This window comes from Streptomyces niphimycinicus, assembly GCF_018883605.1.
In the GTDB taxonomy this organism is placed as follows: Bacteria; Actinomycetota; Actinomycetes; order Streptomycetales; family Streptomycetaceae; genus Streptomyces; species Streptomyces niphimycinicus.
Genome location: NZ_JAHLEM010000800.1, coordinates 1 through 8,534 on the forward strand (window position 1 = coordinate 1; position 8,534 = coordinate 8,534).

Consider the following 8,534-nt stretch of genomic DNA (forward strand, 5'->3'; position numbering starts at 1 on the left):
CCCCGAGACCCCCGAGACCCCCGAGACCCCCGAGACCTCCGCGACCCGCGAGCCCGCCGCCCTGCCGCAGCGGTCGACGCGGCGCGTATGGCTGGCCGGGCTCGCGGCCGCGCTGCTGTGCGCCGGGGTCGTGAGCTTCTACGCCTCCGCCAGCCCCGACGGGCTGGAGAAGGTCGCCCATGACAAGGGGATCGACGCGAAGGCGGAGGACCACGCCGCCAAGGACTCCCCGCTCGCCGACTACGGCGTCAGGGACATCTCCGACGCCCGGCTCTCCGGCGGGCTCGCCGGGGTGATCGGGGTGGGGGCCACGCTCGCCGTCGGCTCCGGGGTCTTCATCGTCGTACGGCGGCGCCGGGCGACGGCCGAGAGCGAGCGGGGCTGACGGTGGGCGCGGGACATGCGCACAAGCTCTACCGGGAGGGCCGGTCGCCCGTCCACGCCCTCCCCCCGCACTGCAAGATCGCGGCAGTCTTCTGCTTCGTCCTGGTCGTCGTCTCCACGCCCCGCGAGGCCGTCTGGGCCTTCGGGGCGTACGCGCTGCTGCTGGCCGCAGTGGCGGCGGCGGCCCGGATACCGGCCGGGTATCTGCTGCGGCGGCTGCTGATCGAGATCCCGTTCGTGGCCTTCGCCGTGCTGATGCCGTTCATCGCGGAGGGCCCGCGGGTGGCGGTGCTGGGGATGTCGCTCAGCGAGTCCGGGCTGTGGAGCGCCTGGAACATCCTCGCCAAGGGCACCCTCGGCGTCGCCGCCTCCGTCCTCCTGGCCTCCACGACCGAGCTGCGCGCCCTGCTGCTGGGGCTCCAGCGGCTGCGGATGCCCTCGCTGCTGGTCCAGATCGCCTCGTTCATGATCCGCTACGGGGATGTCATCTCCGATGAGATGCGCCGGATGCGGATCGCCCGCCAGTCACGCGGGTTCGAGGCGCGCGGGGTGCGCCACTGGGGGGTGCTCGCCTCCTCGGCCGGGGCCCTGTTCATCCGCTCCTACGAACGGGGCGAACGGGTCCACCTGGCGATGGTCAGCCGGGGCTATACGGGCACCATGCCGGTGATCGACGATGTGACGGCGTCCCGTGCCCAGTGGATGCACGCCGCCGCCCTCCCGCTGACCGCGCTCGCGGTCTGCCTGACCGGATGGATGCTCCCTTGACCGACCCCGCCACCACCCCGCCGTCCCTCCAGGTGGCCGGTCTGGCCTATGCGTACCCCGACGGCCATCAGGCCCTCTTCGGCGTCGATCTGACCGTGGCCCGCGGTGAGCGGGTCGCGCTGCTCGGCCCCAACGGCGCGGGCAAGACCACGCTCGTACTGCACCTCAACGGCATCCTTACGGCGGGCGCCGGGACCGTCACGGTCGCTGGCCTGCCCGTGGCCAAGGCGCATCTGGCCGAGATCCGCCGCCGGGTGGGCATCGTCTTCCAGGACCCGGACGACCAGCTCTTCATGCCGACCGTGCGCGAGGACGTGGCCTTCGGCCCGGCCGCGGCCGGACTGCGCGGCCCGGAGCTGGAGGAGCGGGTGCGCCACGCCCTGGAGCGGGTCGGGATGGCGGAGTTCGCCGACCGGCCGCCCCATCACCTCTCCTTCGGGCAGCGGCGGCGGGTGGCCGTGGCGACCGTGCTGGCCATGGAGCCGGAGATCCTGGTCCTGGACGAGCCCTCGTCCAACCTCGACCCGGCCTCGCGCCGCGAACTCGCCGACATCCTGCGGTCCCTGGAGGTGACCGTGCTGATGGTCACCCACGATCTGCCGTACGCGCTGGAACTGTGCCCGCGCTCGGTGGTGCTCAGCGGCGGGGTGATCGCGGCGGACGGCGGGACGCAGGAGCTGCTGTGCGACGAGGAGCTGATGCGTGAGCACCGGCTGGAGCTCCCCTTCGGCTTCGACCCCCGCTCGGTGACGGCGCCGGTGAGGTGACGGGGCCGGTGAGGTGACGGGGCGGTCCGCCCACCCGCGCGCGGACGCGGCGTGCAGACGGCCGTCTCAGGTACGCCGGAAGCGGTGGGCGGCGTTCTCCTCCCGGTGGCGGGGACACTGGCAGGGCGGCCACGCCTGCCCCAACGCGTAGGGGTTGACGTCCTCCCCGACCAGCACGGCCACCAACGCGCGCCGCGCGGTCACCATCCCGTCGCGCGCGATCGTGTAGACACGCATCGTCATCCTCGGCCCCTCGCCCCCGCTCCGGGCCTTGTGGGCGTTCACCGGCCCTCCCTCTCGACCGGGGCCAGGAGCTGGAGCACGCTGCGTAGGCTGCGCTTCACCGCGCCGAGGTGGTAGGACAGTTCCTCCGGCGGGGCGGTGGCCAGGTCGAGGGCTTCCGCCCCCGCGAGGGTCTGTCCGGCCACGATCACGACGGCCTGTTCGAGGCCGTCGCGGGTGGGCTTCCCGGCCGCGATACACGCGGGGCACAGGCCCGAACGCGGCTCGGCGGGGTTACGGGGCCCGAAGGTGCCGGGGGTGGCGCACAGGACGCAGCCGGGGGCCGGGGCGGGCGCGGCATGGCCGGTGGCGGTCACCGGATTACCACCATCCCGTGCGGAGCACAGATCAACTCCACCCGGGGGACGCTCTTCGACCGCTCTCGCTGCCGCCGCTCATCGGCCACCGCGTAGGGACGCACCAGGGCGGGCAGCTCGCTGCCCCGTGGCAGGCGGGGAACGGTGTGCAGTTCCAGGGTCGGCGAGTCGGGGCAAGGGCGCGGGGGCACCGGTCCGGGCCCACCGGCCGGGACGACCACGGCTCCCGCCACGGGCCGGGAAGGCGTCGGATACGACGCGGGGAGGTTCCGGACGGCACGGTGACGGCCGGGCGGCCGTAAGGCCAGAACTGCCCTCACCCATACGAGTGCGCACCGGATAAGGTCGTGCATGCGATCAGCTCCTCGAAAGCTGGTGGCCACGCCCCGGGGCCGGTAGCACGGTCGCCGGGGTCAGACGTTGCTCAGACCGTGTGACCGGTCATCACTCTTTGTACGCAAAGCATTGCCCTCTGGTGCCACAATCAGAGGGCGGTGGCGTTGACTTCGCGGCTTGTCAATGGAGGGTGGGCACATGGGTGCAGCGGAGAAACTCGATCCGTCGTCGTCTGTGCTGGCGTTTGCCGCCTGCGAGTTACGTCGGGCACGTGAGGAAGCCGGTATGACCCAGCGTGCTCTGGCGAAGTCCGTGTTCGTGACTCCGTCGCTTTTGGCGAAGCTGGAGGCAGCGCAGCGGGTCCCGTCCGGAGAGTTCGCGGCTCGTGTCGATGAGGTGCTGAACACAGGGGGGTTGTTCGGCCGTCTCTGGCCGCTGATTATGAAGTACGCGTATCCCTCGTGGTTCCGGCCCTACGTTGAGCTTGAGGCGCAAGCCCAGATCATTCGGTCGTTCGAATTACGCGTGATTCCTGGCCTGTTGCAGACCGAGGACTATGCGCGGGCCGCGTTGGAAGCCGGACGCCTGAGCAACGTCGACGACCTGCTAGCGGCGCGGCTGACACGGCAAGACATCCTGACGCGGGAGAACCCGCCTGAGCTGTGGATCATCCTTGATGAGAACGTACTTCGTCGCCCTGCCGGGGTACCCCGCGTGATGCATGACCAGTTGGCCCGGGTCATTGAGGCATCCGAGACTCCGACCACCGTTGTCCAGGTGGTCCCCTACTCCGCCGGACCGCACGCGGGTGTCGGCTCGTTCCACGTTCTGACCCTTGAGGAAGGCCCCGAAGTCGTCTTTGCGGACGGGTTCGCTCAAGGCCAGCTACTGCCCGATCCTGAGCATGTCAGGGCAGCCCTGCGCGCCTATGATCTGCTCAGGGCGCAGGCCCTGTCACCCGCAGCCTCAATCGACCTGCTCGCCACCACCATGAAGGAACTTCAACCATGATCCGCAACGCAAGCGCCCTGCCCGGTGTGGTGTGGCGCAAGAGTACGTATAGCGACAGCAACGGGGGCACATGCGTTGAGGTGGCTGACGGCATCCCTGCCGTCGTCCCCGTTCGCGACAGCAAGAACCCCAGGGGTCCGGCGTTGGTCTTCCCCCCGTCGTCCTGGGCATCGTTCATATCGGCTGTCAGGGGTGGAGAGTTCCACGGCGTCTGACGAACGCTGACGAGTCATCAGCTTCTGCGTCCCCTGACCGCTCGGCAGGGGACGTCGCGCTGCCCCGGTACGGCTTCGTACCGCATGGGGCCGCAAGGGAGGGGGCCGGGGCGCGCGGTATCGCCCCTCCGTCGCGCCGCCCCGCCGCACCCGCGGCCCCCTCGGGCCGTTACGCCTCCAGCGCCGCCAGGCTGGTCCGCACCGCGCGCACCAGCGCCTGCGCACGCGGATCCGCCGTGACACCGCGCCGCATACCGTTGGTGACGTAGGCAAAGCCGATGCGCGCCTCCGGGTCGGCGAAGGCGAGCGAGCCACCGCGCCCCGGGTGGCCGAAGGAGCCCGGCCCCAGCAGCGGGCAGGCGGGGCCGTGCAGCATGTAGCCGAGGCCGTATCGGGTGCCGACGACCAGGACCCGGTCCGGCCCCGCGGACTCCTCCGTACGGGCCATCGTGAGCGTCGCCGGGGCGAACAGCCTGCCTCCCGAGCGGGCCGTACGGGCCGAGGGCAGCGGGCCGATCAGCGCCGCGTAGAAGCGGGCCAGCGCCTCGGCGGTGGCCACCCCGCTCGAGGCGGGCAGCTCGGCGGCGAGATAGCCGGGGTCGTTCTCGTCCGGCACCGGGGTGATCGCCGCGAACGCCCGCCGGGTCAGCGACTCGGGGTCCCGATACGCCTCGGCGACCGACCGCTTGGGGCGCAGCCGCGGACCGTGGGCGGCGGGCGCGGCCAGGGCCTCCACCGCCGCGATCCGGCCGACCCGGCCCCGCTGTGCCTCGGGCAGCCCGAGCCACAGGTCGAGCCCCAGCGGGCGGGCGATCTCCTCGGCGATCCAGCGCCCGATGGTCCGCCCGGTGACCCGGCGCACCAGCTCGCCCACCAGCCAGCTATACGTATGAGCGTGGTAGCCGTGGGCCGTACCGGGCTCCCATACGGGGCGCTGGGCGGCGACGGCCCGCGGCCCGGATATGCCGTCGACGGCCTCGGCGGGGGTCAGCGGGGTGTCGAGCACGGGCACGCCGGTGCGGTGCGCGAGCAGATGCCGCACCAGCACCCGCTCCTTGCCGGCTTCCTTGAACTCCGGCCAGTAGGTGCTGACCCGGCCGTCCAGATCCAGTTGGCCGCGCTGATGCAGCAGCAGCGGCACGGCGGCGGCGACGCCCTTGGTGACCGACCGGACGACCTGGGCGGTGTCCTGGGTCCAGGGCTCGGGGCCGCCGCCGGAAGCCCCGGGGCCGCTCGCGCCGTCGTCGTCGGGGGCCTTCGTGTCGGGGGCCTCCGTGTCCGGGGCCCTCGTGTCCGGGGTCTTCGCGTCTGGGGTCTTCGCGCCGCCCCACAGATCGACGACCTTCTCGCCCTCCCGGTAGAGCACCATGGCCGCACCCCGCTCGCCATGCCGGGTGAAGTTCGCCGCGAAGGCGTCCCGGACCGGTTCGAAACCGTCGGCCACCGTGCCCTGGACGTCCACCACTGATCCGACTCCCGCCATGCCGACCCGCGCGTGTGTGCTGTGTTTCTTCTTATGGTGCAACGTCCCGCGGGTGAGGATCATGCCGGGGGCGGGCAGGATCACCGGCGGACACGTCACCGTGGGGCGGCCGCGGTCCGAGAGCCGACGAGAAGGGGCACACGGTGCGGAGATTCGAGGGCTACGCGGTCATGCTCACCGGCGCGGGACGCGGGATCGCGGAGGTCACCGCCCGCCGCTTCGCCGACGAGGGCGCCCGGGTGCTGATCACCGACCTGGACGGCGAACGGGCCGCCAAGGCCGCCGCGTCCATACGGGCCGACGGCGGCGAGGCCGAGTCGCTGGGCTGCGATGTGGCCGGGCGGGCGGACGCCGAAGCGGCCGTGGCGCACGCCGTAAGGAGCTTCGGAAGGCTGGACGTCCTGGTCAACAGCGCCCACTCATGCCACGTCGACCCCCCGCTGTTCGAGGACCAGTTGGACGACGAATGGCAGCAGGACATCGATGTCACCCTCGGCGGCGCCTTCCGCTGCTCCCGCGCCGCGCTGCCGCATCTGGCCGCCGCGGACGGCCGGGGCGCGATCGTCAACGTCGGCTCGGTCAACGGCCTCCAGGACTTCGGTAACCACGCCTACAGCGCAGCCAAGGCGGGCCTGGGCAGCCTCACCCGTACCCTGGCCGCCCACGCCGCCCGGCGGGGCGTCCGCGTCAACCTCGTGGCCCCCGGCACGATCCGCACCCCCGGCTGGGACGGCCGGGAGGACACCCTGCGCCGCGCCGCCGAGGTCTACCCGCTCGGCCGGGTCGGCGAACCCGCCGACATCGCCGCCGCCATCACCTTCCTCGCCTCATCCGACGCCGCCTGGATCACCGGCACCACCCTCCCCGTGGACGGCGGCATCACCACCACGAACGTGGCGGTGCGCAGGGCCTTCGGTCACTTGGAGACGCCCAGCGAGACATAGTCGTAGCCGCCCTCCCAGGAATCGCTCGTATAGACGTTGGTCAGCCGGGAGCCGCGCCAGATCACGCTCCTCTGGAACAGGAGGGGCAGATAGGCGGCGGAGTCGGAGATCCTCCGATTGATCTGCGCGTAGTCGCTCCCGGCCTTCGCCGGATCCTGTTCGGCGATCGCCGTGTCGAAGAGGTCGTCGACCGTGGGGTCGGCCATCTCCGCGACATTGAAGTTGCCGGTGGACTCGATGAAACGGCTGTCGGCGAGCGGCTGTAGGAAGTTCTGCCCGGTGAGGAAGTCGGCACCCCACCGGTACAGGACGATGCCGTATCCCTTTTTCTTCACCGTCGCGGGCGCGCTTATCGTATCGCTGAAATGGTTGGCGTCGATCTGATCGATCTCGGTGGTGATGCCGACTTTCCGCAGCGATGCCTGGAGCGACACGGCGACATCCACGTCGACGGGGCGATTGTTGCGCACCGCGATGGTGGTCCGGAATCCCTTGGACTCTCCGCACGCCTTCAGCTCGGCCTTCGCCTTGTCGGTGTCCGGCTTGCCCTTGCTCTTGACCGTCCCGTACGGGTCGTAGGAGGAGTCGGAGCCCCCGATGGCGGGCGGGAGCATATGGGGCGCGATATCGCCGGTCTGCGGACCGCCCGCGGCGGTCCGCACGTTCTCCCTGTCCGCCGCGTAGAGGACCGCCTTACGGCAGTGGACGTTGTCCAGGGGTTTGACGGAGCGGGGGAGGGCCGCGAACAGAAGTAACCCGTTGGACGGGCTGTCCAGCCGGGCGCTGAGGCCGGAACTGCTCGTGGCCTGGGTGAGGGCAGGTTTGGTGAGTCCGTAGGATTGCAGATCCAGGTCATAGGCGCCCGAGAACAGGGCTTTCGCGTTCGTCTGCTCGTCGCCGCGAATATTCACCGTGATCTGGTTGGGAAGGGCGGTGCGGATCGGATCGGACGACCGATTCCACTTGGTGTTACGGACCAGTTCCAGCGATGTGCCCGGCCGGTAAGGCCCGAATTTGTACGGCCCCGAGGAGAATGGCCTCTCCTGGTACTTGTCCTTGGTGTCCTTCGACTTCTTCACCGGTGATGCCGACGGTGTCGCCAGCATGCGCTCGAAGTCGCCGTTGGCCTTCGGCAGTTTGAAGACGATGGTCCTGGGGCCCGGGGTCTCGATGGCCGTCAGGCCGAGCTTGTCCTCGGACGTGTCCTTGTACGGCCCCTTGTAGGTGTGGCCGGGATCGAGCGCCTCCTGGATGAAGACCGGGCCACCGAAGATTTTGTCCTGGTCCCAGATCCGCTCGATGCCGTATTTGATGTCCTGTGGCGTGATCGGGGAGCCGTCCTCCCAGGTGATCCCCTTGCGCAGGGTGTAGGTGTACGTCCTGCCGCCGTCGGTCACCTCGGCCTTCTTCTCCGCGAGGTCCGGGACCAGTTCGGTGCCGTCCTTACCGGGCTTGGGGGCGTAGGTGACCAGTTGGCGGGCGTAGTAGCGCGAGAAGTTCCAAACGAAGCCCACATAGCTGCGCTGAGGGTCCCATGAATCCGCGTCGCTCTTGCTGATGAACTTCAGCGTTCCGCCCGGCTTGGTCGAGGCGTTGACGACGCCCCCCTTGGCGGCGACGTTGTACCCGGAGGTGGGCCCCGGCTTCGGGGTGCTGGACGACTTCGAGGTGTTGTGCCCGGAGTCGTCCTTGGCGGAGCCCTTCATCCACGACATCGCAAGCGGTATGCCCGCGGCCACCAGGGCCACGAAGAGCGCTCCCGCCAGCCCGTAGGTGACGGCGCGGCGGTGGCCCGGAGAGGCGCCGCCGGGGGCGGGGAGCGGGGCGGGCGACGGCAGGGCCATCGGCGACCAGGTGGGCATCGGCGGCACCGCGGGCAGCGGCACGGGCCCGGGGGCCGGGACGGCCGGTTCGTGGTCCGCGGGCGCCGCTCCCGGCTCGTACGGCGGCGTGGGTGTGCCCATGAACGTGGGCGGCGTCGGCTCGTGGTCGTACGGCGGGGGCGGCGGGCCGAAGCCGGGCGGTGC

General features: G+C 70.9%; 11 protein-coding genes. 6 read left to right on the forward strand and 5 right to left on the reverse strand.

What is annotated here, in order from left to right:
• The 3 genes from KN815_RS42940 to KN815_RS42950 form a co-directional block, all read left to right on the forward strand.
• A partial coding sequence (locus KN815_RS42940) for a PDGLE domain-containing protein (RefSeq protein ID WP_216347185.1) occupies positions 1–385 on the forward strand: 385 nt, incomplete at its 5' end.
• Positions 386–387: 2 nt separating this feature from the next.
• Complete coding sequence (gene cbiQ, locus KN815_RS42945) at positions 388–1,152, forward strand: cobalt ECF transporter T component CbiQ (protein WP_216347186.1); 765 nt, start codon at positions 388–390, stop codon at positions 1,150–1,152.
• Entirely contained in the window at positions 1,137–1,919 is a 783-nt protein-coding gene (locus KN815_RS42950; RefSeq protein WP_216347187.1) for an energy-coupling factor ABC transporter ATP-binding protein, read from the forward strand. The genes cbiQ and KN815_RS42950 overlap by 16 nt, the downstream gene beginning before the upstream one ends.
• Positions 1,920–1,985: 66 nt before the next feature.
• On the opposite strand, the gene KN815_RS42955 is transcribed toward KN815_RS42950, so the two are convergent.
• From KN815_RS42955 to KN815_RS42965, 3 genes are read right to left on the reverse strand one after another with little or no spacing between them, the layout of a single operon-like run.
• Positions 1,986–2,204 carry a hypothetical protein gene (locus KN815_RS42955; protein WP_216347193.1) on the reverse strand — a complete coding sequence of 73 codons (219 nt, stop codon included), beginning with the start codon at positions 2,202–2,204 and terminating at the stop codon, positions 1,986–1,988.
• Positions 2,201–2,518 (reverse strand): hypothetical protein, encoded by a 318-nt coding sequence (locus KN815_RS42960; protein ID WP_216347194.1) that lies wholly within the window; start codon positions 2,516–2,518, stop codon positions 2,201–2,203. The genes KN815_RS42955 and KN815_RS42960 overlap by 4 nt, the downstream gene beginning before the upstream one ends.
• On the reverse strand, positions 2,515–2,871 hold the full coding sequence (locus KN815_RS42965; protein ID WP_216347188.1) for a hypothetical protein: 357 nt from the start codon (positions 2,869–2,871) through the stop codon (positions 2,515–2,517). Before KN815_RS42965 ends, KN815_RS42960 begins: the two co-directional genes overlap by 4 nt.
• A 181-nt stretch (positions 2,872–3,052) precedes the next feature.
• Between KN815_RS42965 and KN815_RS42970 the strand changes: the two genes are divergently transcribed.
• Positions 3,053–3,865 (forward strand): helix-turn-helix domain-containing protein, encoded by an 813-nt coding sequence (locus KN815_RS42970; RefSeq protein ID WP_121824723.1) that lies wholly within the window; start codon positions 3,053–3,055, stop codon positions 3,863–3,865.
• A complete protein-coding gene (locus tag KN815_RS42975; protein WP_216347189.1) occupies positions 3,862–4,080 on the forward strand; it encodes a DUF397 domain-containing protein in 219 nt (72 codons plus the stop codon). The genes KN815_RS42970 and KN815_RS42975 overlap by 4 nt, the downstream gene beginning before the upstream one ends.
• A 169-nt stretch (positions 4,081–4,249) precedes the next feature.
• On the opposite strand, the gene KN815_RS42980 is transcribed toward KN815_RS42975, so the two are convergent.
• Complete coding sequence (locus KN815_RS42980; RefSeq protein WP_253209603.1) at positions 4,250–5,545, reverse strand: serine hydrolase domain-containing protein; 1,296 nt, start codon at positions 5,543–5,545, stop codon at positions 4,250–4,252.
• A 161-nt stretch (positions 5,546–5,706) separates the two neighbouring features.
• Here KN815_RS42980 and KN815_RS42985 point away from each other — a divergent pair, with 161 nt between their 5' ends.
• A complete protein-coding gene (locus KN815_RS42985) occupies positions 5,707–6,507 on the forward strand; it encodes an SDR family NAD(P)-dependent oxidoreductase (RefSeq protein ID WP_216347190.1) in 801 nt (266 codons plus the stop codon).
• Here the strand turns inward: KN815_RS42985 and KN815_RS42990 are convergent.
• Positions 6,480–8,534 (reverse strand): ABC transporter substrate-binding protein (locus KN815_RS42990; protein WP_253209604.1); only part of this gene is annotated, 2,055 nt, incomplete at its 5' end. The two genes, KN815_RS42985 and KN815_RS42990, sit on opposite strands and share 28 nt — an antisense overlap.

What these genes read in the sequence shown, in the direction of transcription:
- KN815_RS42950 (WP_216347187.1), top strand. Translation starts at nt 1,137, where the DNA reads ATGGATGCTCCCTTGACCGACCCCGCCACCACCCCGCCGTCCCTCCAG.
- KN815_RS42975 (WP_216347189.1), top strand. Translation starts at nt 3,862, where the DNA reads ATGATCCGCAACGCAAGCGCCCTGCCCGGTGTGGTGTGGCGCAAGAGT.
- KN815_RS42970 (WP_121824723.1), top strand. Translation starts at nt 3,053, where the DNA reads ATGGGTGCAGCGGAGAAACTCGATCCGTCGTCGTCTGTGCTGGCGTTT.
- KN815_RS42965 (WP_216347188.1), bottom strand. Translation starts at nt 2,871, where the DNA reads ATGCACGACCTTATCCGGTGCGCACTCGTATGGGTGAGGGCAGTTCTG.